Below are 1,984 nucleotides of genomic sequence, written 5' to 3'. Positions count from 1 at the left end.
TTAAAGGTTTCGGTTACTTACACCTTAACAGATGCTAATGAACTGAAAATGAACTATCAGGCCACGACTGATAAAACAACTGTTTTAAATTTAACCAATCATGCCTTTTTTAATCTCAATGGAGAGGGCAGTGGTGATGTATTAAATCATTCAGTTAAAATATTTGCTGATGAATATACCCCGGTTGATTCTACATTAATTCCTACCGGTAAAATCGATAAAGTTAAAAATACACCTTTTGATTTCACTACTGCAAACACTATTGGTGCTCGAATCAATGATAAAAATGAGCAATTAACTTTCGGAAAAGGTTATGATCATAATTATGCATTAAATAAAACAAAAGGTATGGGCATGTATCAGGCAGCCAGTGTTAAGGGCGACAAAACCGGGATTACGATGGATGTTTACACACAAGAGCCTGGACTTCAGTTTTATAGCGGTAACTTCATGCAAAGTAAAAATACTTTCAAAGGTGGATCGAAAGATGATTTTAGAACGGCATTTTGTATGGAGACGCAACACTTTCCCGATTCGCCGAATCAACCAGCTTTTCCATCAACGGTGCTAAAGCCAGGGCAGGTTTATAAAACGAGTTCGATTTATAAATTTTCGAAATAATCTAATATTTTCAAAGTAAGATCAGGGTTGCATTTGCAACCCTGATCTTTTTAAAGCAGATTCTTTAAAATAGGATCGTTATAATCTTCAATAAATGCGATGATATTGTTGTAGGCAGAAAATTCATCGGCTGTGTGCATGGTAGTCAATACAACGCATTTCATACCTGCGTTTTGTGCCGCTTCAACACCCTTCGGCGCATCTTCGAAAACCACACATTCATCGAACTGAACACCTAAAATATTGGCTCCCTTGGTAAACGTTTCCGGATCTGGTTTGCTATTTTGAACATCTTCAGCGCTTACAATAGCCGAAAAGTAAGAGCGAACATTTAAGTTATCGAGCACAAAATTAATGTTGAAGGGAATGGCCGCAGAGCCTATTGCCATCAAAATACCCAATTCTTTTGCCTCGTTTAAAAAATCAGCTAATCCTGGAATCAGCGTTAAGTGTTTCTTGTAGGCCGATTGATAACGGTGTTCTTTTTCAATAGATATTTGATCAATTTGTTCTTGTGAGAAATAGCCAACCCCAAAAACACGTTCCAGCAGATCCTGATTTTTGCCATACATTTCTTTCTTTACAGCCTCGAAACTAATACTTGCGCCCAAATCTTTAGTTAATATGGAATGCCATGCATGGTTGTGATATTCCATATCGTTAATCATCGTACCATTCAAATCGAAGAGAAATGCTTTAGGTTTTTTAGTCGTCATAGCCACAAAATTATCAGAATTTTTCAAGGTTAATGTTAAAATAGTTTAATGATTAAAATCAATTTTAAAATATCAGAACGGTCTTCAGTTTACCGGGATTTTTAATCTTCCGAAAACTCATCATATTAGTCTTTTTTATTTGGAAAATTTGCTGACAAGTAATACATTGCATGTAGTTATTCCAGATATAAATTTTGTATTTATGAGTTCAGTAAAAGATGACGGTGAGCATCTTATTCAGTTTTTAAATAGCCTCCATCCACTATCTAAACAAATAATTACTTTAGCAAGAAAGGAAACTTATCAGGTTGTAGTAAAAAAGAATGAAGTAGTGAATTGTACTGATAATGAGGAAGAAGACTGCGTATTCATTATTTTGAAAGGTTTGTTCAGAGGCTTTATTGTTGATGAAGGAAAAGACATCACCACCCTAATTACTGATGAAAACCATATTGTGGGACATGTCCGTAATCCGAATACGCTCAAACCACTTTACCATGAAAAATTTCAGGCACTTGAAGATTCAGAATTGCTCGTGTTGCGTTATTCATTTATCGATCATCTGTATGCTAAGTTTCCGGAAATGAATATTTTGGCCCGCAAACTATTGGCGCTTCAATTCAATTTATCACAAGAACGGGCAATTT

The 1,984-nt window shown here is 35.5% G+C and carries 2 protein-coding genes and 1 pseudogene; 2 read left to right on the top strand and 1 reads right to left on the bottom strand.

What is annotated here, in order from left to right:
- The coding region (locus ON09_RS23500) for an aldose epimerase family protein (protein ID WP_010603516.1) at positions 1 to 621 on the top strand (621 nt) is incomplete at its 5' end.
- A gap of 50 nt (positions 622 to 671) precedes the next feature.
- Here ON09_RS23500 and ON09_RS23495 read toward each other — a convergent pair.
- A complete protein-coding gene (locus ON09_RS23495; RefSeq protein WP_029204598.1) occupies positions 672 to 1,337 on the bottom strand; it encodes an HAD family hydrolase in 666 nt (221 codons plus the stop codon).
- 202 nt (positions 1,338 to 1,539) lie between these two features.
- Between ON09_RS23495 and ON09_RS23490 the strand changes: the two are divergent.
- A pseudogene (locus ON09_RS23490) lies at positions 1,540 to 1,984 on the top strand (hypothetical protein); the annotation flags it as partial.

The sequence above is a fragment of the Pedobacter agri PB92 genome (assembly GCF_000258495.1).
GTDB lineage: Bacteria > Bacteroidota > Bacteroidia > Sphingobacteriales > Sphingobacteriaceae > Pedobacter > Pedobacter agri.
The sequence above is the reverse complement of the archived record's forward strand: the minus strand, read 5'-3'. Positions and strand labels throughout refer to the sequence as shown.